This window comes from Xylanimonas allomyrinae, assembly GCF_004135345.1.
Classification (GTDB): Bacteria; Actinomycetota; Actinomycetes; order Actinomycetales; family Cellulomonadaceae; genus Xylanimonas; species Xylanimonas allomyrinae.
In genome coordinates this window covers 1,379,300-1,403,888 of sequence record NZ_CP035495.1, presented here as the reverse complement: position 1 = coordinate 1,403,888, position 24,589 = coordinate 1,379,300, and the positions used below count along the sequence as shown (strand labels likewise).

General features: G+C 72.7%; 27 protein-coding genes. 16 read left to right on the top strand and 11 right to left on the bottom strand.

The features are described from left to right. Positions 1 to 31: 31 nt before the first annotated feature. Both lipA and lipB read right to left on the bottom strand, forming a co-directional pair. Positions 32 to 1,033: a lipoyl synthase gene (gene lipA / locus ET495_RS06445; protein WP_129203565.1), complete on the bottom strand. Its 1,002-nt coding sequence runs from the start codon at positions 1,031 to 1,033 to the stop codon at positions 32 to 34. Between the two features lie 4 nt (positions 1,034 to 1,037). Beyond that, positions 1,038 to 1,757 carry a lipoyl(octanoyl) transferase LipB gene (gene lipB / locus ET495_RS06440; RefSeq protein WP_129203563.1) on the bottom strand — a complete coding sequence of 240 codons (720 nt, stop codon included), beginning with the start codon at positions 1,755 to 1,757 and terminating at the stop codon, positions 1,038 to 1,040. Between the two features lie 141 nt (positions 1,758 to 1,898). Here lipB and ET495_RS06435 point away from each other — a divergent pair, with 141 nt between their 5' ends. From ET495_RS06435 to ET495_RS06415, 5 genes are all read left to right on the top strand, one after another. Further along, entirely contained in the window at positions 1,899 to 2,939 is a 1,041-nt protein-coding gene (locus tag ET495_RS06435) for a Gfo/Idh/MocA family protein (protein ID WP_129203561.1), read from the top strand. Between the two features lie 80 nt (positions 2,940 to 3,019). After that, complete coding sequence (locus ET495_RS06430) at positions 3,020 to 3,496, top strand: hypothetical protein (protein ID WP_129203559.1); 477 nt, start codon at positions 3,020 to 3,022, stop codon at positions 3,494 to 3,496. Continuing rightward, complete coding sequence (locus ET495_RS06425) at positions 3,493 to 4,200, top strand: hypothetical protein (protein ID WP_129203557.1); 708 nt, start codon at positions 3,493 to 3,495, stop codon at positions 4,198 to 4,200. The genes ET495_RS06430 and ET495_RS06425 overlap by 4 nt, the downstream gene beginning before the upstream one ends. Positions 4,201 to 4,274: 74 nt before the next feature. Next, positions 4,275 to 4,577, top strand: a complete 303-nt coding sequence (locus tag ET495_RS06420) for a hypothetical protein (protein ID WP_129203555.1) — start codon at positions 4,275 to 4,277, stop codon at positions 4,575 to 4,577. A 61-nt stretch (positions 4,578 to 4,638) separates the two neighbouring features. Next, a complete protein-coding gene (locus ET495_RS06415) occupies positions 4,639 to 6,507 on the top strand; it encodes an FAD-dependent oxidoreductase (RefSeq protein WP_129203554.1) in 1,869 nt (622 codons plus the stop codon). A gap of 81 nt (positions 6,508 to 6,588) precedes the next feature. Here ET495_RS06415 and sucB read toward each other — a convergent pair whose 3' ends face one another. Beyond that, on the bottom strand, positions 6,589 to 8,313 hold the full coding sequence (sucB, locus tag ET495_RS06410; protein WP_129203552.1) for a 2-oxoglutarate dehydrogenase, E2 component, dihydrolipoamide succinyltransferase: 1,725 nt from the start codon (positions 8,311 to 8,313) through the stop codon (positions 6,589 to 6,591). 179 nt (positions 8,314 to 8,492) lie between these two features. Further along, the gene (locus ET495_RS06405) at positions 8,493 to 9,989 is read right to left on the bottom strand and encodes a leucyl aminopeptidase (protein ID WP_129203550.1); all 1,497 of its coding nucleotides are present in this window, start codon (positions 9,987 to 9,989) and stop codon (positions 8,493 to 8,495) included. A gap of 73 nt (positions 9,990 to 10,062) precedes the next feature. On the opposite strand from ET495_RS06405, the gene ET495_RS06400 reads away from it, so the two are divergent. The 4 genes from ET495_RS06400 to ET495_RS06385 are packed head-to-tail and all read left to right on the top strand — an operon-like array spanning position 10,063 to position 12,147. Then, positions 10,063 to 10,422 (top strand): hypothetical protein, encoded by a 360-nt coding sequence (locus ET495_RS06400; RefSeq protein ID WP_129203548.1) that lies wholly within the window; start codon positions 10,063 to 10,065, stop codon positions 10,420 to 10,422. After that, complete coding sequence (locus tag ET495_RS06395; protein WP_245993347.1) at positions 10,419 to 10,862, top strand: hypothetical protein; 444 nt, start codon at positions 10,419 to 10,421, stop codon at positions 10,860 to 10,862. Before ET495_RS06400 ends, ET495_RS06395 begins: the two co-directional genes overlap by 4 nt. Positions 10,863 to 10,909: 47 nt before the next feature. Further along, positions 10,910 to 11,932: a quinone-dependent dihydroorotate dehydrogenase gene (locus ET495_RS06390; protein ID WP_245993413.1), complete on the top strand. Its 1,023-nt coding sequence runs from the start codon at positions 10,910 to 10,912 to the stop codon at positions 11,930 to 11,932. Next, positions 11,929 to 12,147, top strand: coding sequence for a hypothetical protein (locus ET495_RS06385; protein WP_129203543.1), 219 nt, complete (start codon positions 11,929 to 11,931; stop codon positions 12,145 to 12,147). The genes ET495_RS06390 and ET495_RS06385 overlap by 4 nt, the downstream gene beginning before the upstream one ends. A 252-nt stretch (positions 12,148 to 12,399) precedes the next feature. Here ET495_RS06385 and ET495_RS18535 read toward each other — a convergent pair whose 3' ends face one another. Together ET495_RS18535 and ET495_RS18530 are read right to left on the bottom strand one after the other, a co-directional pair. Next, positions 12,400 to 13,362, bottom strand: a complete 963-nt coding sequence (locus ET495_RS18535; RefSeq protein WP_245993412.1) for an aminotransferase-like domain-containing protein — start codon at positions 13,360 to 13,362, stop codon at positions 12,400 to 12,402. After that, the gene (locus ET495_RS18530) at positions 13,305 to 13,856 is read right to left on the bottom strand and encodes a GntR family transcriptional regulator (protein WP_245993346.1); all 552 of its coding nucleotides are present in this window, start codon (positions 13,854 to 13,856) and stop codon (positions 13,305 to 13,307) included. The genes ET495_RS18535 and ET495_RS18530 overlap by 58 nt, the downstream gene beginning before the upstream one ends. Before the next feature lie 255 nt (positions 13,857 to 14,111). On the opposite strand from ET495_RS18530, the gene ET495_RS06375 reads away from it, so the two are divergent. Continuing rightward, positions 14,112 to 14,573, top strand: a complete 462-nt coding sequence (locus tag ET495_RS06375) for a YczE/YyaS/YitT family protein (protein WP_342770155.1) — start codon at positions 14,112 to 14,114, stop codon at positions 14,571 to 14,573. 85 nt (positions 14,574 to 14,658) lie between these two features. Here the strand turns inward: ET495_RS06375 and ET495_RS06370 are convergent, their stop codons facing one another. Continuing rightward, on the bottom strand, positions 14,659 to 15,672 hold the full coding sequence (locus ET495_RS06370; RefSeq protein WP_129203542.1) for an aldo/keto reductase family protein: 1,014 nt from the start codon (positions 15,670 to 15,672) through the stop codon (positions 14,659 to 14,661). Between the two features lie 40 nt (positions 15,673 to 15,712). Continuing rightward, a complete protein-coding gene (locus ET495_RS06365) occupies positions 15,713 to 16,312 on the bottom strand; it encodes a DUF3043 domain-containing protein (protein WP_129203540.1) in 600 nt (199 codons plus the stop codon). Positions 16,313 to 16,373: 61 nt separating this feature from the next. Between ET495_RS06365 and ET495_RS06360 the strand changes: the two genes are divergently transcribed. Further along, positions 16,374 to 17,771 carry a dipeptidase gene (locus tag ET495_RS06360; protein WP_129203538.1) on the top strand — a complete coding sequence of 466 codons (1,398 nt, stop codon included), beginning with the start codon at positions 16,374 to 16,376 and terminating at the stop codon, positions 17,769 to 17,771. An 82-nt stretch (positions 17,772 to 17,853) separates the two neighbouring features. Here ET495_RS06360 and ET495_RS06355 read toward each other — a convergent pair whose 3' ends face one another. Further along, positions 17,854 to 18,420: an acyl-CoA thioesterase gene (locus tag ET495_RS06355; protein ID WP_170220608.1), complete on the bottom strand. Its 567-nt coding sequence runs from the start codon at positions 18,418 to 18,420 to the stop codon at positions 17,854 to 17,856. Positions 18,421 to 18,483: 63 nt separating this feature from the next. Further along, a complete protein-coding gene (locus ET495_RS06350; RefSeq protein ID WP_129203534.1) occupies positions 18,484 to 19,095 on the bottom strand; it encodes a DJ-1/PfpI family protein in 612 nt (203 codons plus the stop codon). Between the two features lie 161 nt (positions 19,096 to 19,256). Here ET495_RS06350 and ET495_RS06345 point away from each other — a divergent pair, with 161 nt between their 5' ends. The 5 genes from ET495_RS06345 to ET495_RS06325 all read left to right on the top strand — a co-directional run bounded on the left by ET495_RS06345 (position 19,257) and on the right by ET495_RS06325 (position 23,466). Further along, on the top strand, positions 19,257 to 19,625 hold the full coding sequence (locus tag ET495_RS06345; protein ID WP_129203532.1) for a hypothetical protein: 369 nt from the start codon (positions 19,257 to 19,259) through the stop codon (positions 19,623 to 19,625). A 65-nt stretch (positions 19,626 to 19,690) separates the two neighbouring features. Next, complete coding sequence (gene erpA, locus ET495_RS06340) at positions 19,691 to 20,041, top strand: iron-sulfur cluster insertion protein ErpA (protein WP_129203531.1); 351 nt, start codon at positions 19,691 to 19,693, stop codon at positions 20,039 to 20,041. 388 nt (positions 20,042 to 20,429) lie between these two features. After that, positions 20,430 to 21,344, top strand: coding sequence for an aa3-type cytochrome oxidase subunit II (ctaC, locus tag ET495_RS06335; RefSeq protein WP_129203529.1), 915 nt, complete (start codon positions 20,430 to 20,432; stop codon positions 21,342 to 21,344). Beyond that, positions 21,344 to 23,068, top strand: a complete 1,725-nt coding sequence (gene ctaD, locus ET495_RS06330) for an aa3-type cytochrome oxidase subunit I (protein WP_129203527.1) — start codon at positions 21,344 to 21,346, stop codon at positions 23,066 to 23,068. The genes ctaC and ctaD overlap by 1 nt, the downstream gene beginning before the upstream one ends. After that, the gene (locus tag ET495_RS06325; protein ID WP_129203525.1) at positions 23,065 to 23,466 is read left to right on the top strand and encodes a cytochrome c oxidase subunit 4; all 402 of its coding nucleotides are present in this window, start codon (positions 23,065 to 23,067) and stop codon (positions 23,464 to 23,466) included. The genes ctaD and ET495_RS06325 overlap by 4 nt, the downstream gene beginning before the upstream one ends. Positions 23,467 to 23,877: 411 nt before the next feature. Here ET495_RS06325 and ET495_RS06320 read toward each other — a convergent pair whose 3' ends face one another. Next, positions 23,878 to 24,507 (bottom strand): superoxide dismutase, encoded by a 630-nt coding sequence (locus ET495_RS06320; protein ID WP_129203523.1) that lies wholly within the window; start codon positions 24,505 to 24,507, stop codon positions 23,878 to 23,880. Between the last annotated feature and the right edge of the window lie 82 nt (positions 24,508 to 24,589).

The window sequence follows — 24,589 nt, the reverse complement described above, 5'->3', positions numbered from 1 at the left end:
AGATCCTATCGGCGCGGCGAGGTCCGGCGGTTCAGCGCGCGAGCAGGCTTGCGGCTTCCTGGCGCGCTGTCGTCGGCTCGGCCAGGTGAGCGAGCGCCGCGGGGATCTCCAGCCCGCGCTTGCTCATCGCCTGGCCCCACAGGCGGCCGGCACGATACGACGATCGCACCAGCGGGCCGGCCATGACGCCGAGGAACCCCGTCTCCAGCGCGAACTGCGACAGGTCGACGAACTCCTCGGGACGCACCCAGCGGTCGATCGGGTGGTGGCGCACCGACGGGCGCAGGTACTGGGTGATCGTCACGAGGTCGCATCCGGCGTCGTGCAGGTCGACCAGCGCCGTCTTGACCTCGTCGATCGTCTCGCCCATGCCCAGGATGAGGTTCGACTTGGTGACGAGCCCGGCCTCGCGCGCCCGCGTCAGCACGCCGAGCGAGCGGTCGTACCGGAACGCCGGCCGGATCTGCTTGAAGATGCGCGGCACCGTCTCCAGGTTGTGCGCGAGCACCTCGGGGCGGGACTCGAACACCTCGTCGAGCAGGTCCGGGATGCCGTTGAAGTCGGGGATGAGGTTCTCGACGCCCGTGCCCGGGTTGAGCTCGTGGATCTGGCGGACGGTCTCCGCGTAGAGCCACGCGCCGCCGTCGGGCAGGTCGTCGCGCGCGACGCCCGTGATCGTCGAGTAGCGCAGGCCCATGGCCTGCACGGACTGCGCGACGCGACGAGGTTCGTCGCGGTCGAGCGCCTGCGGCTTGCCCGTGTCGATCTGGCAGAAGTCGCAGCGGCGGGTGCACTGCTCACCGCCGATGAGGAACGTGGCCTCGCGGTCTTCCCAGCATTCGAAGATGTTGGGACAGCCCGCCTCTTCGCACACCGTGTGCAGGTTGCCCCCCTGCACGAGGCTCTTCAGGTCCCGGTACTCGGGCCCCATGACGGCCCGGGTCTTGATCCAGTCGGGCTTCTTCTCGATGGGCGTGGCGGCGTTGCGGGCTTCGATCCGCAGCATGCGGCGGCCCTCGGGCGCAATGGTCACACGTTCACCCTACGACGGCGCCGAGGGGCGCTGGTCGATCGCTCAGAGCGGGACGGGTGACCTGTGTCACGAGCGGTGCCAGGTGGCGCTGGAGCGCGTCGGCGAGCAGCGGCCGCACCTCGGCGACCGTGACGTCACGGCCCAGCTCGGCGGACAACGACGTGACGTCGGCGTCGTCGATGCCGCACGGCACGATGAACCCGAACGCGCCCAGGTCGGGATCGCAGTTGAGCGCGAGCCCGTGCATCGTCACGCCCTTGGCGACCCGTGCGCCGATCGCGCACACCTTGCGCTCGCGTCGCGGGGCCGGCCCGGCGTCGTCGGCGGCGAGCCACACGCCGCTGCGGCCCTCGACGCGCACGGTCGCGACGCCCAGCCGTGCACACACGTCCATCACCGCGGACTCCAGGGTGCGCACGTAGCGCACGACGTCGACGGGCGCGACGAGTGCCGCGATCGGGTAGGCGACGAGCTGGCCGGGGCCGTGCCACGTGATCTTGCCGCCCCGGTCGACGTCGACGACGCGCGTGCCGTCGGTCGGGTACTCGTCCTTGCGGGTGCGGCGCCCGGCCGTGTACACGCTCGCATGCTCGAGCAGGTAGGCCACCGGGCCGCGCGCACCCTCGCCGACGGCGGCGTGCGTGCGCCGCTGCAGGTCCCAGCCGTCGTGGTAGTCGACGTGTCCGGGAAGGTGCTCGATCTCGATCAACGGTGCTGTGCCCACGGCGGTCCAACCTACGCCCGCGCGGTGGCGCACGGGGAACCCGCTCTCGCCGAGGCGGTCCGGCCGCGCTGGACCTGCCGTTCTCCCGGCCTGGGGCGTGCCCCACCCGCATCCGCCGCGCGCGCAAGGCAGCATGGGGCCATGACTGCGCTGCGCATCGCCATCGTCGGGTACGGGGGATCGGGCCGGGGGATCCACGCCCGGCTGGTCAGAGAGGTCGGGCTCGCGGTCACGGCGGTCGTCACGCGCGACCCCGGGCGGCGCCAGCAGGCGGCCTCCGACTGGCCCGGGGCGCGGCTGCACGACGACCTCGACGCGCTCGTCGCCGCGCGGTCGGGCTACGACGTCGTCGTCGTCACGTCGCCGACGTCGCTGCACGCCGAGCACGCGGCGCACCTCGCGCGGGCCGGCATCCCCTTCGTGCTCGACAAGCCCATCGGCGTCGACGCACACGAGGCGCGCGCCGTCCTCGCGGAGGCGGCCGCGACGTCGACGCCGTTCACCGTGTTCCACAACCGGCGCTGGGACCCCGAGCAGCTCACGCTGGCCGCGGCGATCGCACGCGGCGACCTCGGCGACGTCCACACCTTCGAGCGGCGCTGGGAGCGGTGGCGCCCCCAGCCGCAGCAGCGCTGGAAGGAGAACGACGTCGTCGGCGGCGGGCTGCTGCTCGACCTGGGACCCCACCTCGTCGACTCGGCGACCCAGCTCTTCGGGCGCGTCACGAGCGTGTGGGCGCAGACCCGCAGGCTCACCACGCCCACCGAGGACGACGTGTTCCTGGTGCTCCAGCACGAGCCCGGGGGAGGTCTCGCCCGCTCGGCGCACGGCGTCGTGTCCAGGCTGTGGGCCGGGTCCGTGGTCGGCGCGCCGGGGCCGCGCACGCGTGCGCTCGGCACGCGGGGCGCCTACGTCGTCACGACGTACGAGCAGGACGGATCCCCGTTCGAGGTGCTCGACTCGGGCGCCCCCGAGGACTCCGAGGGCTGGCTCGCCCGCGGGCGCGAGCGCACGTCCGTCCCACGGGCGCCCGGCGGGCACGTGGACTTCTACCGTGCTCTCGTCGCCTGGCTCCAGGACGACGGCGACATCCCGGTCGACCCGGCCGACGCGGTGCGTACCGCCGAGGTGCTCGACGCCGCCCGGGTCTCGGGGCGCGACGGGCGCACGATCCACGTCTGACGGTCCGCGCACCGGCGCCGCCGACGCGGGCCTGTGGACAACGTCGGCGGGCACCGGCCGGGATGCGGTTCGATCCTCGCGTGACTTCCGCACGACCCGAGGATCTCCCGCCCGCGACGGGCACCGTCGTCGTCCCCGTGCCCGCCGACGCGGCCGCGCGTGAGGTGCTGACCGCGCGTGTCGCGGCGCTCACGGACGTTCGGCACGCGCATCTCGTCCCCGTGGTCGAGGCCAGGGCCACCCGACCAGGGACGCTCGACGTCGTCCTCGCCTCAGGCGAGGCGGCCGACGTGCCCGCGGTGCTCGCCGTCCGGGGACGGCTCGCGCCCGCGGAGGCCGCGGCGGTCGGCGTCAACGTCGCGCAGGCCATGGCAGCCCTGCACGCCGCCGGACTGACCCACGGCCCGCTCGAGCCGCGCGACGTCGTCCTGCGCCCCGGCGGTGCCCCCGCGCTGCGGCCACGCCCGGGCCCCCGCCCGAGGAGTGGACGCCCGCCGAGGACGTGCGGGCACTCGCGCGCCTGGTCGACGGTTTGCTCGGGTCGCGTCCGGTGGTGACTGCCGCCCCCCGATTCCCCGACGGCGACCCCGTCGCCGACCCCGAAGGCGCGCTCCGTGCCGCCCTCGCGCCCGCGCTCGCGGCCGACGCGCGGAGCCGGCCCGAGGCAGGCACGCTCGCCGCGCTGGTCGACGGCGCCTGCGAACCGGCCGACGTTCGCCTGCCCGACCCGGCGACCCTCGCCGGCGCGGCGCTCGCGGGCACACGGCGGGGCCGTGACGTGGGGGAGACGGCGTCGGACGCCGGCTCGCCTCGCGGGCGGGCGCGGGCTGGACGACGGGTGGCGCGGGCGGCGCCGGGGCGTGCGGCGGACGTGCGCGCAGCGGTGCGCGACGGGCGGTCTGCGCGGCGCGGCGGACGTGCGCCGTCTGTCGCTCCGCGCGGCGGCAAGACCACCGCGCGCGGCGTCCTGCGACGACGCCGGTCGGGCACGCGGAGGCGGCGCCGTGACCCGGGCCTCCTCGGGCGGGCGACGTTGCGGCCGGTGCTGGCCGTGGCGGGCATCGGCCTGGCCGTGGGGCTGATGGCCGGCGCGGGGCCCGGGCTGTGGGACGCGGGCCGCTCCGTGCTGCCGCTGGGCGCTGCTCGGGCGCAGAGCGACGCCACGGTGCGGGCCGTCGGCGGGCCGGCAGCCGGTCATGGCGACTCGCGCGTCTCGGCAGCCGAGCGGCCGGAGTCGTCGTCGGCGCCCGCGGGGACCTGACGCTCGATCACGCCCGCCCGGACGCCGCCGCGGCCACGCTGACGCAACGACGCCTCGATCTGCTCGCCGGAGTCGTGGCCGACGTCGGAGCGGTCGACGTGGCCGGGTCGCCCGCGCACCAGGCGGACACCGCACTTCTCGCCCGGCTCGACGCGTCGGGAACCCGCCCGGAGCGCCCGCGTGCCACTGTCACGGACGCCACCGTCGTCGCCGTCGGCGGCTCGAGTGCACGCGTGCGCGTCGCGTACGTCGTCGAGGCGCACGTCCAGGTGGCTGCGGACGGGAGCCGCACCGCCGTCGGCGCCTCGCGGCCGCACGAGTCGACTCTCGACCTGCGCTGGACGGCCGGCGGATGGCGGGTGGAGGGTGTCGCGTGAGACGCGGTCTCGGCTACGGTGGCGCGGACGGACGTCGACGGCGACGCGGAGGGACTTGCACATGGGCCACCCGGGCACGGAGCAGACGAGAGTCGCGCAGACGAAGAACCTCCCGGCGCGGAGCCGGCGGACGCACACCGTGCCGCCGAGAACCCGCCCGGCGGGTCGCTGGGGCTACGACTACGACGTGCTGGTCGTCGGATCGGGGTTCGGCGGGTCGGTGGCCGCGCTGCGGCTGACGGAGAAGGGCTACCGCGTCGGCGTGGTGGAGGCGGGCCGCAGGTTCGCCGACGACGAGTTCGCCGCGAGCTCGTGGCGGCTGCGCTCGTTCCTGTGGGCGCCCGCCCTCGGCTGCTTCGGCATCCAGCGCGTGCGGCTGCTGCGCGACGTCCTCGTCCTGGCCGGAGCCGGCGTGGGAGGCGGGTCGCTGGTCTACGCCAACACGCTGTACCGGCCGCTCGAACCGTTCTTCGCCGACCCGGCATGGGCCCATCTGACCGACTGGAAGGCCGAGCTCGACCCGTACTACGACCAGGCCGAACGCATGCTCGGCTCGGTGCACTTCCCCGGGCACACCCCGGCCGACGACGTGGTGCGGCAGGTCGCGGAGCAGATGGGCGCAGGGTCGACGTTCCGGCACGCGAACGTCGGGGTCTTCTTCGGCGCGGACGGCACCGTCGAGCCCGGTCGCACCGTGCCGGACCCCTTCTTCGGTGGGGTGGGACCCGCCCGCACCGGGTGCACCCAGTGCGGCGAGTGCATGACGGGCTGCCGCCACGGCGCGAAGAACACCCTCGTGAAGAACTACCTGTACCTGGCCGAGCGTGCCGGTGCGCAGGTGCACCCGCTGACGACGGTCACCGCCGTGGCCCCGCTGGCCGGACGGGACGGCTTCACGGTCGAGACACGGCACACCGGGCGCCCCGGGCGGGGGCGGCGGTTCACCGCCCGGCAGGTGGTCCTTGCCGCGGGCACGCTCGGCACCCAGACGTTGCTGCACGCGATGCGCGACACCGGACGGCTTCCGCACCTGTCCGAACGGCTCGGGCACCTGACCCGCACCAACTCGGAGGCGCTGCTCGGTGCGATGGTGCCCCGGCGCGGGCCGCTGACGACGGGCGGGCGCCGTGACCGGACGCGGCGGGCGCCCGACTACTCGCGTGGCGTCGCCATCACGTCGTCGTTCTACCCCGATCCTGCGACGCACATCGAACCGGTGCGGTACGGGCACCGCTCCAACGCGATGGGCCTCCTGCAGACCGTGCTGGTCGACGGCACGGGCCCGGGCGAGGGGCCGCGCTGGCGTCGGTGGCTGGGTGAGCTGTGGCGGCAGCGCCGGGTACTGAGGGACATCGTCGACCTGCGCCGCTGGTCCGAGCGGACGGTCATCGCGCTGGTCATGCAGGCGCGCGACAACTCGCTGACCACGTTCACGCGCCGGGGTCCGCTCGGGCGGCGGCTCACCTCGCGGCAGGGAACCGGTGAGCCGAACCCGGCCTGGATCCCGCAGGCACACGATGCGGTGCGGCGCATGGCCGCCGTCATGGGCGGGCACCCGGGCGGGTCCGTCGGCGACCCGTTCGACGTCCCGATGACGGCGCACATCATCGGTGGCTGCACGATCGGTGCGACGCCGGCCGACGGCGTCGTCGACCCGTACCACCGCGTGCACGGCTACGCGGGCCTGCACGTGGTCGACGGGTCGTCGGTCACCGCCAACCTGGGCGTCAACCCGTCGCTGACGATCACCGCCCAGGCGGAGAGGGCGTTCGCGATGTGGCCCAACCGCGGCGACGCCGACCCGCGCCCACCCCAGGGCACCGGCTATGTGCGGGTGTCGCCCGTCCGGCCCGTGGCGCCGGTGGTCCCGCCGACGGCTCCCGCGGCGCTTCGCCTCCCCGTCGTCGAGATCCGCCACACCCCTCGCTGAGCGCTGAACCGCAGGCGGGCGGAGACGGCGACGCCGCCGGTCCCCGGGGGAACGGCGGCGTCGTCGGCGTGCGTGTGGTCCTCAGAGGCCGACCTCGGACTCGAAGGCGCCCTCCTCGATGCGAGCCTTGACGGCCGTGAGGAAGCGGGCGGCGTCCGCGCCGTCGACCAGACGGTGGTCGTAGGACAGGAAGAGGTACGCGAACTGGCGGATGGCGATGGTCTCCTCGCCGTCGACCGTGATGACAGCCGGCTTCTTGGTGATCGTGCCGGTGCCGAGGATCGCGACCTGCCCACCCGGGACGATCGGGGTGTCGATGAGCGCACCGCCCGAGCCGGTGTTCGTGATGGTGAAGGTCGCACCCGACAGCTCGTCCGGTCCCACCTTGTTGGCCCGGGTGCGTGCGCCCAGGTCGCCGATCTGGCGGGCCAGGCCGGCGAGGTTGAGGTCGCCCGCGTTCTTGACGACCGGCACCACGAGGCCCCGCTCGGTGTCCACGGCGATGCCCACGTTCTCCGACGCGTGGTAGGTGATCTCGCCCTTCTCGGGGTCGATCGACGCGTTGATCTTCGGGAACGCCTTGAGCGCCTCGACGGCGGCGAGCGTGTAGAAGGGCAGGAACGTCAGGTTCGCGCCCTCGCGCGCCTTGAACGACTCCTTGGCCTTCGCCCGGAGCTTGGCGACCTTGGTGACGTCCACCTCGACCACGGTCGTCAGCTGGGCCTGCGTGTGCAGCGCCTCGACCATGCGCTCGGCGACGATCTTGCGCAGGCGCGACATCTTCTCGGTCGTGCCGCGCAGCGGGGACGGAGCGGGGATGGTCGGTGCCTTGGCAGCCGGGGCGGACGGTGCTGCGGCGGCCGGAACCGGGGCGGCCGGAGCCGCGGGGGCCGGCGCGGCAGCCTTCTCTGCTGCGGCGAGCACGTCCTCCTTGCGGATGCGCCCGCCGACGCCGGTGCCGACGATGGTGGCGACGTCCACGCCCTTGTCTGCGGCGAGCTTGCGCACGAGCGGTGTCAGGTACGACTTGCTGTCGACCGCGACGGCGGCCGGTGCCGCCGGGGCGGGTGCGGCAGGTGCCGGCGCTGCCGGTGCGGGCGCAGGGGCGGGAGCCGGTGCGGGAGCAGCCGGTGCAGGAGCAGCCGGTGCAGGAGCAGCCGGTGCGGGCGCGGGCGTGACGGGTGCGGCGGGCGCTCCCGAGCCGACGACTGCCAGCACGGCGCCGACCTCGACGGTGTCGTCCTCGTTGACGAGGATCTGCTGCACGGTGCCCGCGACGGGTGAGGGGATCTCGGTGTCGACCTTGTCGGTGGAGACCTCGAGCAGCGGCTCGTCGACCGCGACCGTCTCGCCGACCTGCTTGAGCCAGCGCGTCACGGTGCCCTCGGTGACGGATTCACCCAGGGCGGGCAGCGTCACCTCGGTGCCGCCGCCGGCCGGGGCAGGAGCCTCGACAGGTGCAGGCGCAACCGGTGCGACCGGCGTGGGCTCGGGGGCTGCGACGGGCGCGGCAGGAGCCTCGGCGGCGGGCTCGGCGGCAGGGGCTGCGGGCGCAGAACCCGCACCCGACCCGTCGCCGATGACGGCCAGCGTGGCGCCGACCTCGACCGTCTCGTCCTCCTCGACCAGGATCTGCTCGAGCACCCCCGCGATGGGCGAGGGGATCTCGGTGTCGACCTTGTCGGTGGAGACCTCGAGCAGCGGCTCGTCGACTGCGACGGTGTCGCCGACCTGCTTGAGCCAGCGGGTGACGGTGCCTTCGGTGACGGACTCGCCCAGGGCGGGCAGCTGCACGTTCTCAGACATGACCTGTGGGGTCTCCTTCGATCGGTTGTCAGGCCGTCGCGGGCCTGGTGCACGAGGGCACTGCGAGTCATCTTGTCACTACGCCGGGGTGCTCCCCAATCCTTCTGAGCCGTCGATGCTGTGACGCTCAGAACAAATGAACGCGCAGGTTAGAGGTCAGACCACGTGTTCTCGAATGCTCAGCGCGCGCGCTCCTCCAGGTAGGCCAGCAGAGTTCGCACGCCGACGCCGGTGCCGCCCACGGAGGTGTACCCGTACGCCGCCTTCTCGTTGAACGCGGGACCGGCGATGTCGAGGTGCGCCCACGGGGTCGCTCCGACGAACTCCTTGAGGAAGATCGCGGCGAAGAGCATCCCGCCCGCACGGTCGGCCGCCGAGTTGACCATGTCGGCGACGTTCGACTTGAGCCCGGCCTTGAGCTCCTCGGGCATCGGCATGGCCCAGAACGACTCGCCCGCCGTGTCGGCAGCGGCCTTGACCGCGTCGCGCACGTCGTCGTCACCCAGCACGCCCGACACGCGGTTGCCGAGCGCGACGACCTGCGCGCCCGTGAGCGTTGCGATGTCGAGGACGACGTCGTGCCCGTCCTCGACGGCGGAGACGAGCCCGTCGGCCATGACCAGGCGCCCCTCGGCGTCCGTGTTCGTGATCTCGACCGTCTTGCCACCGCGTATCCGGACGACGTCGCCAGGGCGCTGCGCGTTGCCGCCCGGCATGTTCTCCGCGAGGCACAGGTAGCCGGTCACGGCCACGGGAAGCCCGAGGCGCGCCGTCGCGATGACCGTGTGCAGCACGGCGGCCGCCCCCGACATGTCCGAGGTCATCGCGTGCATGCCGGCCGGTGGCTTGAGGGAGATGCCACCCGTGTCGAACGTGATGCCCTTGCCGACCAGCGCCACCCGCGACGAGGCCTTCGGCGGCGTGTAGGCGAGCTTGACCAGGCGCGGTGGCCGCGCCGACCCCTGGCCCACGCCCGAGATCCCGCCGTACCCGCCGGACGCGAGCTGCTTCTCGTCGAGCACCGTGATCTTGATGCCCTTCGCGCCGAGCTCCTTGACCGCGGCGCGCGCCGCCTCCACGAACGCCCCCGGGAACAGGTCGTTCGGCGGGGTGTTGATCAGGTCGCGCGCCCCGTGGACCGCGTCGGCGACGACGCGGGCGCGCTCCGCCGCAGCCTTCGCCCGAGCCGAGCGGGCGAACGGGGTCACGAGCTCGATCGTCGAGACCGCGGCCTGCTTGGCCGCCGCGTCGCCCGCCCGGTAGGCGGTGAACGCATAGGCCCCGAGGAGCGCCCCCTCGACCACGGCCGTCAGGTCCGCCTCGGTCGCCGTGGGGAGCGCGACCGCGACCGACGCCGTCCCCGCCAGCTCGCGCACCGCGGCACCGGCGGCACGGCGCAACGTCTCGGCGGCGAACGTCCCGTCGGCCTCACGCTCGCCCAGACCGCTCAGGACCAGCACCGACGCCTTGACGCCGCTGGCCGGGAGCCTGCGCACCTCGTCGCGCGCGCCCGTCAGGCCGAGCTGCGGCGCGAGCGTCTCGATCTGATGGACCAGGTCCGACGGGAGCTGGTCGGCGACGACGGCCAGGCCGTCCGACGTCTTGCACGTCCCGACGACGAGCGCGTCGACCTTGAGCGCGGTCGGGTTCTTGCCGGAGAGGGTGAGATCAGCCACGCACGCGATGCTAGCGCCCGTGAGGGGCGCCCGCCGGGACGGGTGGCCGTCAGAGGCCGGTAGTCTCGGCCCCGTGGTGCTGCCCCTCCTTCTCGTCCTGGTCGCGCTGTGCCTGGCGCTCGCCGCCTGGGCGCTCGTCTTCGTCGTCCGGGACCGGGCCGTGATCCTGCGTCAGCTGTTCGGCGCGGCCGTCGTGGAGGCCGTGCTCGTCGTGCAGGCCGTCGTCGCCGGCGTGCGCCAGGCCACGAGCGGTCACGCCGTCGACGGTCCGCTCTTCTGGGGCTATGTCGCCACCGCGCTCGTGCTGCTGCCGATCGCAGCCGCCTGGGCCTTCGCCGAACGGACCAGGTGGTCCTCGGTGGTGCTCATGGTGGCCTCGCTGACGGTCGGCTTCCTGGCGTTCCGCATGTGGCAGATCTGGGAGGCGGCGTGAGCGGCAAGGGATTCGGGCGTCTGGTCGTCACGGTCTACGGGATCCTCGCCTTCGCGGCGATCGGGCGCTCGTCGTACCAGGTCTCGACGTCGGCCCCGCACGTCCCGACGGCCTACTGGTTGTCGGCGCTCGCCGCCGTCGTGTACGTCGTGGCGGCGGTCGCGATCGCGAAGGGATGGCGCCGGCCCGCGTGGGCCGCGGTGCTGTTCGAGGCGGTCGGCGTCCTGAGCGTCGGGGCGGCGTCGCTGGCCAGCGCACGGCTGCAGCACGACGGCACCGTGTGGCGGATGTTCGGCGCGGACTACGGGTTCGTCCCGCTCGTCCTGCCGTTCGTCGGCCTGTGGTGGCTGTGGCGCACCCGCCCCTCAGTATCCGGCGTCGCCGCGACGGGCGCGCCGTCACCGAGCACACCCGCGAGCACCCCCGAGAGCGAGGCCTGACCGTGGTCAAGCCCTACCACCTGTTCTTCGACGTCGTCTTCAAGCGCATGGACCCCGAGGCCGCGCACTCTCTCGCGTTCCGCTGGATCGGCCTGGCCGGCCGTGTCCCGGTGCTGCGCGACGTGGTGCAGGGCGCGCTCGCGCCCTACCTGGGCCGGGGGCTGGGCGGTCCGGGCAGCGTCGAGGTGCTCGGCCGCACCTACGCGGCGCCCTTCGGGCTCGCCGGCGGGTTCGACAAGGACGCCCGTGCCGTGCGCGGGCTGACGATGCTGGGGTTCGCGTACGTCGAGGTCGGCACCATCACCCCGCGACCGCAGCCGGGCAACGAGGCGCCCCGCATGTTCCGCGAGCTCTCGCTGCGCGCGCTGCGCAACCGCATGGGCTTCAACAACAAGGGTGCGCACGCGGCGGCCTCGTCGCTGCGCCGTCTGCGCTCGACGGCCGCCGGCCGCCAGCTGCGCATCGGCGTCAACATCGGCAAGAACAAGACGACGCCGGCGCACGAAGCGGCCGAGGACTACGCGCTGTGCGCCCGCGTCCTGGCGCCGTTCGCCGACTACCTCGTCGTCAACGTCTCCTCGCCCAACACGCCGGGCCTGCGTGACCTCCAGACGGTGGCGGAGCTGCGTCCCATCCTGGTGGCGGCACGCGAGGCGGCGGATGCCGCGACGACGGCCGCCGGCGTGCCGCGTGTCCCCTTGCTCGTGAAGATCGCCCCAGACCTGGCCGACGCCGACGTCGACGCGGTCGCCGACCTCGTGCTCGAGCTCGGGCTCGACGGCGTGGCGGCCGTCAATACGACGATCCGGCACGACCTCGGCCTCGGTGGTCTGTCGGGGCCGCCGCTGCTGGCGCGCGGGCTGGAGGTCGTCCAGCGCCTGCGGGCCCGGCTGGGGGAGGGCCCGGCGATCATCGGCTCGGGCGGCATCACGACGCCCGACGACGCCCGTGCCTACCTGCGCGTCGGCGCCGACCTGGTGCAGGGCTACACGGGCTTCATCTACGAGGGTCCGTTCTGGGCGGCTCGCCTCAACCGCGCGCTCGTCGCGGACGCGAAGGCTCGCCCGTGAGCGGCGCCATCCGGCCCCGCTGGGAGTGGGTCCTGGTCGACGACGAGGGTCGTCGGCTCGACCCCGCGCTGAGCCCGGTGTTCACCACGCAGTACGACGCCGAGGAATGGCTCGGCGAGCGCTGGCGGGCGCTGGCCGCCGCAGGCGCGACGGAGGCGCGCCTGATGCACGACGGCGTGCAGGCGACGCCGTCTCTGCCGCTGCGGGTTCCCTGACGCGGTGCTCCGACGCGGCGCTCCGACCGGGCGCGCTGACGCGGCGCAGACGGGGCGCGCTGACGGGGCGCGCTGACGGGGCGCGCTGACGGGGCGCGCTGACGGGGCGCGCTGACGGGGCGCGCTGACGGGGCGCGCTGACGGGGCGCGCTGACGCGCGCCATGGCGCAGCGCTCCGAGGTGCTGTCCTGCCTCGGCCCGCCGCGCAGGCGCGCCGATCGCGCTCGCGGCAGTCGTCGCGCGAACGACACCTCAGCGCGCGACCCGTGCCCACGCCCGCACGAGCCGTGGCAGCGCGCGCTCGAGGTCCGCCGTCGAACGTCCGAACGTGAGCCGCACCCGGTCCGCGGCCGACGCGTGCGGCGAGAACGTGGGGCCGGCGTTGACGAGGACGCCCTCGGCGGCCGCGGCCGCCGCGAACGCGTGCGCGAGCGGCGCGCCGAGGGACGGCCAGACGCTCAGTCCTCCCGCGGGCCGGGGCACGTCCCATGGCAGACCCGCCCGCAGGCCGTCGACGAGCACGTCGCGTTGCGCGCGCAGCGTGACCCGGCGACCGGCGAGCACCTCGGCGCGCCGCGCCAGCAGCTCGACGACGGCGAGCTGGTCGAGCAGCGGTGAGGCGATGTCGAGCGACCCGCGCGCCTGTGCGAGCGCCGCGACGACGTCGGGATGTGCTCGCACCCAGCCGATGCGTAGTCCGCCCCAGAACGTCTTGGACGCCGACCCGATGCTGATCACGTGCGGGCCGGTGCCGGGACCAGAGAAGGACGGCGGGACGTCGGCGTCGGTGGCCGGGGCGCCGTCGTCGGCGTCGAGCGTCAGCTCGGTGAGCGTCTCGTCGCCCAGCACCGTGACGCCGAACCGCTGCGCCGCCTCGCGTGCGGCGGCCTTCTGGGCGGGTGTGAGGGTCTGCCCGGTCGGGTTGTGGAAGTCGGTGACGAGGTAGGCGAGGCGTGGCCGCGACTGCCGCAGGGCTGAGGCGAACTGCTCGACGTCGAGCGCGTCTCCCGCGGGGCACGGAACGCCGACGAGGCGCCCGCCCGCGCGCCACACGGCCTCGAGCGCGTGGACGTAGGTCGGGTCCTGCACGACGACGGTGTCGCGCGGGCGCAGGAACGTGCGTGCGAGGAGCGCGATGGCGTGCTGCGCACCGGTGGTCACGAGGATCTGGTCGGCGGAGGTCGGTGTGCCGCGCTCGGCGTACCGGGCGGCGATCGCGGACCGCAGGGCGGGGATGCCGTACGGCTCGTACCCGCCTCGGGACAGGTAGGCGGGCAACGCTTCGAGCGCGCTCGCGAAGGCGTCGTGGAGCTCGGGGGCGCGGCGGGGGTCGCCTGCGAGAGGTCGACGACGTCGTCGGGGTGCGGGGCGGGGACGGCCGCGGGGGCGTCCCCTCCGGGCTCGCGGGCGGGCGGGGTGGCGGGGCGGGGGAGGACGGCGACGGTCCCCGAACCGGTGCGGGAGACGGCGAAGCCGGCGTCGCGCAGGCGGCGGTAGGCGGCCGTCGTGGTGGCGCGCGAGACGCCGAGCGCGGCGGCGAGTGCGCGCTCGCTGGGCAGGCGCGTGTTCGGTGCGAGCGACCCGGTGAGCACGCACTGGCGCAGCGCGTCGGCGAGCGCCGCGTAGGCCGGGCCACCGGCGTGCCAGATCCCGAGCAGGCGGGTGGTGGAGGCGGCGGACAGGTGGCGGTGCGCGGGCGGGGGCGTCACCGAACCACTCTCGCTCGATTGGCTATGGATTTCCAGTCCATCTGCGCCCGACGATGACGGCGTGACCACACCGAAAGCCGCGGCCGCCGCGCGTCGCGCCACCCAGCTCCTGCTCGGCCTGCTTGCCTACGCCCTGTCGATGGCGCTCATGTTGCACGCGGGCCAGGGCGGGATGCCCTGGGACGTGCTGCACCAGGGCCTCGTGCGGCGCACGGGCTGCCGTTCGGCGTCGTCATCGTCGGCGCGAGCGCCCTCGTGCTGCTCGCCTGGGTGCCGCTGCGGCAGCGGCCGGGCGTCGGGACGATCGCGAACGTCGTCGTGATCGGCGCCTGCGTCGACCCGTTCCTCGCGGTGCTCGAGCGAGCGCTGCCGCACCCTCCGCTGGGCGAGCAGGTCGTGCTGGCCGCGGCCGGGATCGTGCTCAACGGTGTCGCGACCGCGGCGTACATCGGTTCACGGCTCGGGCCTGGCCCGCGCGACGGTCTGATGACCGGGCTCGTGGCCCGGACGGGACTGTCGGTGCGCGTGGTCAAGACGGCGATCGAGGTCGCGGTCGTGGTGCTCGGGTGGCTCCTGGGCGGCACCTTCGGGTGGGCGACCGTGGCGTACGCGCTCGGGGTGGGTGTCGTGGTCCAGGCAGCCGCGCGCCGCCTCGCGCCGACGGTCGCCGCGCGACCGGTCGTGGCCGTGCCCGCCGCGGCCGCCGCGGCCGAGTGACCGCGCGGTCCATCGCCGTCGGGTGCCCCGAGTCCGGGGCGGGCCCGACGGCGGTGGGCCGCACGCGGTGGACGCGCCGGAGGTGTCAGCTCGGGCGCTTCTTCGGGGCGCCCTCGGCCGTCTTGGCCGGGTCGCGCTCGACGACGCTCCCCAGGACCTCGTCGATGCGTGCCAGGAGCTCGGCAGGGATCGTCACCCCGGAGGCCTTGACGTTCTCGGCGACCTGCTCGGGCCGTGACGCGCCGACCAGCGCGGCGGCGACGTTGTCGTTCTGGAGCACCCACGCGACGGCGAGCTGGGCCATCGTCAGGCCGAGCTCGTCGGCGACGGGACGCAGTCCCTGCACACGCGTGAGGACGTCGTCGTGCATGAACCGGCTGATCATCGTGGCGCCGCCCTTGGCGTCGGTCGCGCGCGAGCCGGCGGGCGCGGGCTGGCCCGGAAGGTACTTGCCGGTCAGCACGCCCTGGGCGACGGGGGACCACACGATCTGCGAGACGCCGAGCTCGCGCGAGGCGGGCACGACCTCGTCCTCGATGACGCGCCACAGCATCGAGTACTGCGGCTGGGACGAGATGAGCTGGAAGCCGAGCTCCTTGGCCAGCGCGTGCCCGGCGCGCAGCTGCGGGGCGGTCCACTCCGAGACCCCGATGTAGAGCGCCTTGCCCTGGCGGACGATGTCGGCGAACGCCTGCATCGTCTCCTCGAGCGGCGTCTCGGTGTCGTAGCGGTGGGCCTGGTAGAGGTCGACGTAGTCGGTGCCCAGGCGCGTGAGCGACCCGTTGATCGACTCCATGATGTGCTTGCGCGACAGCCCCGAGTCGTTGGGGCCGCCGGGGCCCGTGGTCCAGTAGACCTTGGTGAAGATCTCGAGCGACTCGCGCCGCTCGCCCTTGAGTGCGTCGCCGAGCACCTGCTCGGCCTTGGTGTTGGCGTAGACGTCGGCGGTGTCGAACGAGGTGATCCCTGCGTCGAGCGCGGCGCGCACGCACGCCGTGGCGACGTCGTTCTCGACCTGCGAGCCGTGGGTCAGCCAGTTGCCGTACGTGATCTCCGTGATCTTCAGACCGCTGTTGCCGAGGTACCGATAGTTGACCATGCGACTACCATAACGCTGGTCAAAACGATTCGACCCGCAGTCACTCGGGCCAGACGCCGTGCTTCTTGTGGTTCGGTCGCGGCATGCGCGACCGGCGGATCTGGAACGCGCGCATGACGGCGTACCAGGCGGTCCCGCGCTCGATCTCACCGAACTTCGCGCGGAGCCTGCGCTTGAGGCGGAACCACAGGATCACGGAGTCGATCACGGCGGCGATCACGACGACGTACAGGGACACGAACACGATGCCGAAGAGCGTCGGGATCTGCATCACCGCGAAGTTCAGCAGGATGAACGCGAAAGCCACGGGGAGCAGGAACTCGCCGACGCTCCACCGGGCGTCCACGTAGTCACGCACGTACCGGCGCTGGGCGCCCTTGTCGCGCGCAGGCAGGTAGCGCTCCTCGCCTCGCTGCATCCCCTCGTACGCGCGAGAGCGCGTCTCGCGCTGCTTGACGCGCGCCTCACGGGCGGCCGCCTTGCGGTCGCTCGGCACCAGCGGTCGCTTGTTCGCCGCCTCTGCCGCGGCTCGCTTGGGCGTCGGCCGGCCCTTGCCGACGTCACCAGCCCGTTCGATCTCGGCTGCCTGTGCGGCGGCGTCGGCGTCTTCGGGCGTCGCGGACTTGTTGCGGGAGAACACGGGACGAGTCTACGGGGCCGTTCCCCGGCGGGAAGACCTGCGGCCCAGGTAGCGTGACCGGGTGACCGATCAGACCCCCACCACCCCCGAGCCCGCCGACGTCGAGACGCTCCGGGCCGCCGTCGACGCGCTCTTCCCTGCTCTCCAGGACGACCTCGTCTCGCTCGTGCGCATCCCGAGCATCGCGATGGCCGCCTACGACCAGGCACACGTGGCGGCGTCGGCCGAGGCCGTCGCGAACCTCCTGCGCGGCGTCGGGCTGCCCGAGGTGCAGGTGCTGCGCTCGCTGCGCCCCGACGGCGAGCCGGGCGCGCCCGCCGTCGTCGCAAGGCGTCCCGCGCCCGCGGGAGCGCCGACGGTGCTCCTGTACGCGCACCACGACGTACAGCCGGTGGGCGAGGGGTGGCAGACGGACCCGTTCGAACCCGTGCAGGTCGGCGAGCGGCTCTACGGGCGCGGCGCTGCGGACGACAAGGCCGGGATCGTGGCTCACCTGGGTGCGCTGCGTGCGCTCACCGCCGCGGGGCGCCTCCCCGACGTCGGCGTCACGGTGTTCGTCGAGGGCGAGGAGGAGGACGGGTCGCCGTCGTTCCGTGCGTTCCTCGAAGACCACCGGGAGCTGCTCGCGGCGGACGTCATCGTCGTCGCCGACTCCGCGAACTGGAAGGTGGGCGTCCCTGCGCTGACGACGTCGCTGCGGGGCCTCGTCGACGGGTTCGTCGAGGTCGAGGTGCTGGGGCACGCCGTTCACTCCGGCATGTTCGGCGGCCCGGTGCTCGACGCTCTCACGCTCTTGTCGCGCCTGATCGCGACGCTGCACGACGACGCCGGCGACGTCGCGGTCCCGGGTCTCGTGCAGGCGCCCGAGCCTCGGGTCGAGTACGACGAGGCCGCGTTCCGCGAGGAGTCGTCGGTGCTCGACGGCGTCGCCCTCGCCGGAACCGGCCCGCTGGCCGCGCGGATCTGGACCAAGCCGGCGCTGTCGGTCATCGGCATCGACGCGACGCCGGTCGCGCAGGCGTCCAACACCCTCACGCCGCGCGCGCGGGCGAAGCTCTCGCTGCGCCTCGCGCCGGGGCAGGACCCGCGGGCCGCCGCCACGGCCCTCGAGGCGCACCTGCTGGCCAACGCCCCGTTCGGCGCCAAGGTCACGTGGACCACCAAGGAGACGGGCAAGCCGTTCCTGGCGCCCGCCGACACGGCCGCGATGCGTGCCGCCCGCGCGGCCTTCGCGGCGGCGTGGGGGACGGACCCGGTCGACACGGGCATCGGCGGGTCGATCCCGTTCATCGCCGACCTGCTCGAAGTCTTCCCCGAGGCGGCGATCCTGGTGACGGGCGTCGAGGACCCGGACTCGCGCGCCCATGGGGCGAACGAGTCGGTCCACCTGGGCGAGCTGCGCAAGGTCGTCCTGGCGGAGGCGCTCCTGCTGACCCAGATCGCGCAGACGACCCGCTGACCGAGCCCGGTCGCGAGGAGCGCCCCCGGAGCCCGGCGTCGGAACCCGCGGACCACCCTGCCCGGCGAGGCCGCTCTTCGCGTCAGGGCAGCGACGTGGTGCCGGGCGTGGGACCCGTCGGCGCCGGGCTGCGGTGGGCCACATCGAGGGAACGCGCCCAGGCCGTGACCTCCGCAGGGAGCGGCGGACTCGCCGGCGGGGCGTCCTGGCCGAGCAGCGCGATGACGTCCGGCATCGGGATGCGTGAGCCGTCCTTCGAGAGGAAGCGGCCTGCCAGCCACGCGGTCGCGCAGACGTCGTCGCCGCGCGTGAAGACCTGCTCCAGGTAGACGATCCGCTCGTCCCACCCCAGTACGCGTGTGGTGATCCGGAAGCGGTCCCACAGCTGGAGCGACCGCCGGTACTTCACCGTCGACGCGGCCACGACGGGGTACCAGCGCCGGTCGCCCAGTCGCGTGGACCCGTCGAGGTCCGCCACGAAGTTCCAGCGAGCGACGTCGGCCATCTGCAGGTACACGCCGTTGTTGACATGGAGCAGGACGTCGAGATCGCCCGGGTGGACGCGCATCTCGGTCACCGACGGGTCGAGCACGCCCATCCCGGGCACGGGCTTGCGAGGGCGGAAGGTCTTCCAGGCGAGCTGCAGCATCCGGGTCACGCGCGCAGGGTACTGCGGTGCGCGCGCGAGCGATACCTGCGTCACACAGGTGGGTCACATCCCTCGTTCGGACCCCGTCGCCGACTCGTGCGCGAGAGCGCTCCGCACGGCGCGCGCTGCCGTGACCGACTCGAACCGCGCTACCAGGTGGAGAGCCATGTCGATGCCCGCGATCCCGCCCGCCGACGTGACGACGTCGCCGTCGTCGACGAACCGTGCCTCGGTGTCGACGACGACCGACGGGTCGACGGCCGCGAGCTCGTCGTAGTGGACGTGGTGAGTCGTGGCGGGACGCCCGGCGAGGAGTCCCGCGGCTGCCAGGACGAGGGCACCCGTGCCGACACCCGCGACGACGGGCGTCGTGGCGCGGGCGCGGCGCAGCGACTGCAGGTGCTCCGCGTCGGCGCGGAGCGCGCCCGCGCCCGGCCCGCCCGGGTGGATCAGCAGGTGCAGCGGCCCGACGTCGTCCGCCGCCGCGGCGGGCACGATGCGCAGGCCGTGCGCGAGCCGCACCCCGGCGCCGTCACGGGAGAACGTCGTGACCGTGGGCTGGAGCGCCGACCTGGTGGTCCAGGCCGCCAGAACCTCGAACGGGCCGACGGCGTCCAGTTCTTCGGCGCCGTCGAACAGGAGGATGCCGACGTGCGGGCCCGCGCTGGTCGTCATGCGGACCATCGTCGTGCCACCATCGGCACCGTGCATGTGCTGTTGCTGGCCGCGCGGGCCGCGCTCGCCGAGGAGCTCGCCGCCGAGTGGCGGGCCGCGTCGACCGGCTCGGTCGAGCCGGCGGTCCTGCCCCTCGCCCTCCCACGCCCGCCCCGTCGGGGGTGTTCGTCCCGCTCTCGGCGCTCGGGCTGGCGACGCCGCCGCCGGCCACGGATCCCGACGAGGTGCGGCTGCGATCGCTTCTCGGGACGGCGGACGTCGTCGTCGTCCACGTCGACCTGCTCGACGGCGCGGCGCTGCACGAGGGCCTGCTGCCGCTCGTCGCGCGCCTGGCGGGAGAGCGGGCGGTTCCCGTCGTCGTGCTGGCGGGCGTCAGCGAGGTGAGCCGGCGCGAGTGGTCGACCGGCGGCCTCAGCGGCGTCCACGAGGTTGGTGCCGACGTCGGTGGGCGCGGCGACGCCGTGGCGCGAGCGGCGCGTACCTGGGCGCCCAGATGGTCGACCACCGCGGCCGCGGGTGAGGCGGGGTAGCGGCATCGTGGCGCGCGATGCGTAGTATCGGGAAGAGCGAGAACCGTCCTGTCGTTGGAGGAAGCATGACCGACACCCTCGAGACCGCCACGCACGGCGTGGTCCTGACCGACGTCGCCGCCGCCAAGGTTCGCAGCCTCCTGGAGCAGGAGGGCCGCGACGACCTGCGTCTGCGCGTTGCCGTGCAGCCCGGTGGCTGCTCGGGCCTGATCTACCAGCTCTACTTCGACGAGCGTCTGCTGGACGGCGACGCGCTCGCCGACTTCGACGGCGTCGAGGTCGTGGTCGACAAGATGAGCGTCCCGTACCTCGAGGGCGCGACCGTCGACTTCGCGGACACGATCGAGAAGCAGGGCTTCACGATCGACAACCCCAACGCCGGCAGTTCCTGTGCCTGCGGCGGATCGTTCGCCTGACCGATCGGCCCAGAGCGGCCCGGTTCCGCGGAGCACAGTCTCCGCAGAACCGGGCCGCTCTTCGTTCTGAAGGTGGTGTTCGTCACAGCCGTGCAGACGCTCGGAGAGAGAGCGTCAGCACCTGCCGCCGTCGCGCGAGGATGACGGTGACCGCGGGGCGAGGTATCTGACATCTCTCCGAGCAGTGTCGTGACCTGCGCAGATGCTGGCGCGCCCGGGGGGCGGCGTCACCTCCCAGCCGCCTGAGGACCTCCCGCGATCGACGGCGAGCGCGCTAGGCTTCGGCTATCGAGGACGAGTAGGACCCGCCACCGGGCTGGCGCGCGACGTGTCACACGCTGACGCTGAAAGCTCCGAACGGCGCGGGTCGTGAAGTGAAAGGCCTCCCTTGCAGTCGAAGCTCCCCACCCGCGCCCCGCGGACCATCCTGCGCGTGACGGCCCTTGCCGTCACGGTCGGGGTGCTGGCCTCAGGTTGCGCGAGCGACGCCGTCAAGCGCGGCTACCTCCCCGGCTACTCCGACGGGGAGGTGACGAACCAGACCGCGGGCCTGCGCCAGCTGTGGGTGGGTTCCTGGGTCGCTGCCCTGGCCGTCGGCGTCATCACCTGGGGCCTGATGCTCTGGTGCGTCGCCGCCTACCGAAAGCGGCGCGACGACGACCAGCTCCCGGTCCAGACGCGCTACCACGTGCCGCTCGAGCTCATGTACGTGATCGTGCCGCTGGCGATGGTGCTGGTGCTCTTCCACCACACGGACCGCGTCGCCTCTGACGTCACCCGCGTCGACGGCGACGCCGACGTCCACATCCAAGTCATCGGCAAGCAGTGGAGCTGGGACTTCAACTACCTGGACGACGACGTCTACGACACGGGTCAGCACCTCGTCGACCCGGGCAGCCAGACCAAGGCGGACGAGGTGGACGGTGCGCCCGGCACGTCGAAGGCGCTGCCGACGCTCTACCTGCCCGTCGGCGAGAAGGTCGAGTTCACGCTCGACTCACGCGACGTCATCCACTCGTTCTGGATCCCCGCGTTCCTCTACAAGGAGGACATGTTCCCGGGACGCACCAACGTGTTCGAGGTGACGCCCGAGCGCATCGGAGCGTACGCCGGCAAGTGCGCCGAGCTCTGCGGCGAGTTCCACTCCGGGATGCTCTTCAACGTCAAGGTCGTCACGCGCGACGAGTACGACGCCCACATGGACGACCTGCGCTCGCAGGGGAACACGGGCGAGCTCGGCCTCGACCTGAACCGTCACCAGGAGGTTCGCGCCTCCACCGAGACCCAGGAGGCCGAGAACTGATGGCCACGACTGCATCCGCCAGCACCGCGCTGGTCCCAGGTCTGGCGCCACGCCGTCAGACCCTCGGCCGCACGGTGGTCAAGTGGGTCACGTCGACCGACCACAAGACCATCGGGTACATGTACCTGATCACCTCGGTCATCTGGTTCTGCATCGGTGGCGTGCTGGCCCTGTTCATCCGCGCCGAGCTGTTCGAGCCGGGGCTGCAGATCGTGCAGAGCAAGGAGCAGTACAACCAGCTCTTCACGATGCACGGCACGATCATGCTGCTGCTGTTCGCGACGCCGCTCTTCGCCGGCTTCGCCAACATCATCATGCCGCTCCAGATCGGTGCGCCGGACGTCGCCTTCCCTCGCCTGAACATGTTCGCGTTCTGGCTCTTCTTCTTCGGTGGCCTCATCGCCGCCGCGGGCTTCTTCACGCCCCAGGGCGCCGCATCCTTCGGCTGGTTCGCCTACGCGCCGTTGTCCAACACGGCGTTCAGTCCTGGGCTCGGAGGAGATCTCTGGGTCTTCGGTCTCGCGCTCGGCGGCTTCGGCACCATCCTCGGTGCCGTCAACTTCATCACCACGATCATCACGATGCGCGCACCCGGCATGACGATGTTCCGCATGCCGATCTTCACCTGGAACACGCTCATCACGAGCATCCTGGTGCTCATGGCCTTCCCGCCGCTTGCGGCCGCGCTCTTCGCGCTCGGCGCCGACCGGCGACTGGGAGCCCAGGTCTTCAACCCGGACAACGGCGGCGCCATCCTCTGGCAGCACCTGTTCTGGTTCTTCGGCCACCCCGAGGTGTACATCATCGCGCTGCCGTTCTTCGGCATCGTCTCCGAGGTGCTCCCGGTCTTCAGCCGCAAGCCGATCTTCGGCTACAAGGGCCTGGTGTACGCGACGATCGCGATCGCCGCGCTGTCGGTCACCGTCTGGGCGCACCACATGTACGTGACGGGCGCGATCACGCTTCCCTTCTTCGCGTTCATGACGATGCTCATCGCGGTCCCGACGGGCGTGAAGTTCTTCAACTGGATCGGCACGATGTGGCGAGGAAAGCTGACGTTCGAGACGCCCATGGTGTGGACGATCGGATTCCTCGTGACGTTCCTGCTCGGCGGTCTGACCGGCGTCATCCTGTCGAGCCCGGCCCTCGACTTCCAGGTCTCCGACTCCTACTTCGTCGTCGCGCACTTCCACTACGTGATCTTCGGAACCGTCGTGTTCGCGATGTTCGCCGGCTTCTACTTCTGGTGGCCGAAGTTCACCGGACGCATGCTCAACGAGCGGCTGGGGAAGGTGCACTTCTGGCTCACGTTCGTCGGGTTCCACGCCACCTTCCTCGTGCAGCACTGGCTGGGCGTCATGGGCATGTCTCGTCGCTACGCGGACTACATGCCCGAGGAAGGCTTCACCTGGATGAACCAGGTCTCCACGGTCGGTTCGTTCATCCTCGCGGCCTCGCTGCTGCCCTTCTTCTGGAACGTCTACACGACCTGGCGCAACGCCCCGCTCGTGACCGTCGACGACCCGTGGGGCTACGGACGCTCGCTCGAGTGGGCGACGTCCTGCCCGCCGCCGCGGCACAACTTCGCCTCGCTGCCGCGCATTCGCAGCGAGTCCCCGGCATTTGATCTGCACCACCCGGAGGTCGCCGCGATGGAGCACCCGGAGCTCTACCCCCAGTACGCCGGTGCGTCCACCACCACCATCGAAGGGGCCGCGAAGTGAAGATCGAGACGAGGCTCTTCGTCTATCTTGCGCCCTTCTTCGTCGCGATGGGCATCATCTACGGGTTCATCACCAGCTGGCAGGAGCCGGTCGGGTTCCTCGGGATGCCCCTGCTCGGCGCTCTCGTGGCGATGATCGGGGCGTATCTCGCGCTCACCGCGCGCCGAATCGACGCGCGGCCCGAGGACGACGAGAACGGCGAGATCGCTGACGGCGCCGGAGACCAGGGTGTCTACGCGCCGTGGAGCTGGTGGCCTCTGGTCATCGCTGCGGCCGCAGCACTCGCATTCCTGGGGCTTGCCGTCGGGTGGTGGGTGCTGTACTTCGGGTTCGTCGTCGGCGTCATCGGCCTGGTCGGCTGGGTGTTCGAGTTCAGCCGGGGGCAGCACGCACACTGACTGACCACTCCTCCCCGCTCCACGAGGCGAGGGGGAGGTGCGGCCACCACGGGCCGCGACATGAGGGGGTCCGCTCCGGTCAAGGGGCGGGCCTCCTCATTGCTCTGCCGCGAGGACGGCGAATTCGGGGCACACGAGTAGCCCCACGGACCGATCTCATGCCGCAAATCGCGCGTGTCGGAACCAGCGCTCAGTCCTCCGCCTCGCGGAAGGAGGCTTCGCGGGGCCGATGCCGTGCGCCGGGATCGTGCCGCCGTCGGCGCGCCTGTCGCACGAGCATCCCTCGGCGAACATGCCCCTCACGCAAGACGGGGCGAGAGTCAGGACGCACACAAAGAAGCGCCTCTCTCCGGCCCCTGCAGGGCCGGAGCGAGGCGCTTCTCAGCGATCAGTGAGCGGGTTCGGCGAGACTCAGAGCGCCGGGACGATCAGACCCGCGGTCTGGGACGTCGCGCGGGCCAGGCGCGCTTCGGCGTCGGCCCAGTTCACGATGTTCCACCAGGCGGTCACGTAGTTCGCGCGGACGTTCTGGTAGTCGAGGTAGTACGCGTGCTCCCAGCAGTCCAGCAGGATGATCGGCACGAGACCGAGGGCGATGTTGCCCTGCTGGTCGTAGAGCTGGACGATGACGAGCTTCTGGCCGATCGAGTCCCAGGCGAGTATCGCCCAGCCCGAGCCCTGGACACCCGCGGCGACGGCTGCGAAGTGTGCCTTGAACTTCTCGAAGGAGCCGAAGTGCTCGTCGATGGCGGAGCCGATCGCCCCGGTCGGCTCGCCGCCGCCCTCGGGGGAGAGGTTCGTCCAGAATGCCGAGTGGTTGACGTGCCCGCCGAGGTTGAACGCGAGGTTCTTCTCGTGCAGGTTCACCGAGGCGAGATCGCCGCTCTCGCGGGCCTCGGCGAGCTTCTCCAGCGCGGCGTTGGCGCCGGCGACGTACGCGGCGTGATGCTTCGAGTGGTGCAGCTCCATGATCCGCCCCGAGATGTGGGGCTCGAGTGCGGCGTAGTCGTAACTCAGGTCAGGGAGCGTGTAAACAGCCATCAACTTCCTCCTGTTGCGGTCCGGCCGTCCGGGTGGCGGTCGGGTGGGGAAACGGCGACGACCCGCGTAGCGGCCCCGTCGT

Excerpts from the sequence above, each read along its gene's own strand:
- ET495_RS06435 (WP_129203561.1), top strand. The coding sequence starts at position 1,899 with ATGACTGCGCTGCGCATCGCCATCGTCGGGTACGGGGGATCGGGCCGG.
- ET495_RS06415 (WP_129203554.1), top strand. The coding sequence starts at position 4,639 with ATGGGCCACCCGGGCACGGAGCAGACGAGAGTCGCGCAGACGAAGAAC.
- sucB (WP_129203552.1), bottom strand. The coding sequence starts at position 8,313 with ATGTCTGAGAACGTGCAGCTGCCCGCCCTGGGCGAGTCCGTCACCGAA.
- ET495_RS06390 (WP_245993413.1), top strand. The coding sequence starts at position 10,910 with ATGGACCCCGAGGCCGCGCACTCTCTCGCGTTCCGCTGGATCGGCCTG.
- ET495_RS06370 (WP_129203542.1), bottom strand. The coding sequence starts at position 15,672 with ATGGTCAACTATCGGTACCTCGGCAACAGCGGTCTGAAGATCACGGAG.
- ET495_RS06355 (WP_170220608.1), bottom strand. The coding sequence starts at position 18,420 with ATGCTGCAGCTCGCCTGGAAGACCTTCCGCCCTCGCAAGCCCGTGCCC.
- ET495_RS06350 (WP_129203534.1), bottom strand. The coding sequence starts at position 19,095 with ATGACGACCAGCGCGGGCCCGCACGTCGGCATCCTCCTGTTCGACGGC.
- erpA (WP_129203531.1), top strand. The coding sequence starts at position 19,691 with ATGACCGACACCCTCGAGACCGCCACGCACGGCGTGGTCCTGACCGAC.
- ctaD (WP_129203527.1), top strand. The coding sequence starts at position 21,344 with ATGGCCACGACTGCATCCGCCAGCACCGCGCTGGTCCCAGGTCTGGCG.
- ET495_RS06320 (WP_129203523.1), bottom strand. The coding sequence starts at position 24,507 with ATGGCTGTTTACACGCTCCCTGACCTGAGTTACGACTACGCCGCACTC.